Below are 1348 nucleotides of genomic sequence, written 5' to 3' on the forward strand. Positions count from 1 at the left end.
CGATTGCTCGCTTTGTGATTTCTAAGGACTTAGAAGAAATGATCCAAAGCAGTTTTAAGGCGTTTCATGACTACTTGAAAGCTCAAGGAATGATTGATGAGGCTTCATTTATTGATGGCACTAAAATTCTGGCTAACGCAAATAAGTACTCCTTTGTTTGGAAGAAGCGTACGATCAAATATCGTGAATTAAACGTTGAAAAAGCCCGTAAACTGCTTCAAGAAATCAAGCAAGCTGAAGTTAAAATCGCCGTTGACGAGAATAACTTTGACGTTGTTCAGCTCGATACTATTATTGCACTTCTTGAACAACGTATCGAAGAATTGAATCAACAGGTAAGCGAAACCGCTAAGGTTTCGCCTAATCCAGCCAAACAAGAACGACGCCACGCCAAAAAATATCGCCGCGCTTTAGAACACTGTCGCCAAAAAAATTTAGAATATCGTACTCAAATACAGATCGCTGGTTCACGGAATAGCTACTCTAAAACAGATCACGCAGCTACTTTTATGCGCGTTAAAGAAGATCCGATGCGTAATGGACAAACTAAGCCGGCATATAATCTTCAAATTATGACTAGTTCGCAATTTACGCTTGGTTATGACTTAATGCAAAACCCCACTGATACGAGAACACTAATTCCATTTCTTAAGCAGCTCGCCCAGAACGAAGTTTTGGGACGAGAAATTGTAGCCGATGCTGGTTATGGGTCTGAACGTAATTATAAATATCTTGAAGATGAGTTGCCTGATTGTACCGCCTTAATTCCTTATAGCACGATGATTAAAGAGAATAGTCGCAAATGGCGCTCTGATGATCGAAAGGTTATGAATTGGGAATACCATGAAGATGATGATTACTATGTCAATCCAGCTGGAGTCCGCTTTAATTTTAAACGATACGCTTACCGAAACGATAAATATAAGTTCCATCGCGACTTTAAGGTATATCAACCCGAAAAGTACGATGAAAATCACCAAGTTATTCCTCAGGCATTAACGCCACGTGGAAACACTAAGTATATTATGGTTAATCCACAATGGGAGTATTTTAAAGCTAAAGCACGTAAGTCGCTTTCAAAGTCCACTACGTATTCTCGTCGCAAGTACGATGTAGAAACTGTTTTTGGAAATTTGAAAGCTTATTTGGGTTTCAAGAGGTTCACGGTGCGTGGTCTCAAGAAAGCCAAAAGTCAGATTGGAATTGCCCTAATGGCACTGAATATGAAAAAGATCGCCGGGAGGCTGTCCATATTTAGTATTAATTTTAAGAAAAGGAAGAACCGCTCAGAATTTCAAATGAAATTCCGAACGGTTCTCTTAATTTAAAGGACTTATGTCACAGCCCC

At 39.5% G+C, this 1348-nt stretch carries 1 protein-coding gene; it reads left to right on the plus strand.

Annotated elements, in window-relative coordinates; translation table 11 throughout:
- Positions 1 to 1328: transposase (locus HUK45_RS09280; RefSeq protein WP_235972109.1), on the plus strand; the 1328-nt coding region annotated here is incomplete at its 5' end.
- Between the last annotated feature and the right edge of the window lie 20 nt (positions 1329 to 1348).

It is taken from the genome of Limosilactobacillus urinaemulieris, assembly GCF_014838745.1.
GTDB classification, from domain to species: domain Bacteria; phylum Bacillota; class Bacilli; order Lactobacillales; family Lactobacillaceae; genus Limosilactobacillus; species Limosilactobacillus urinaemulieris.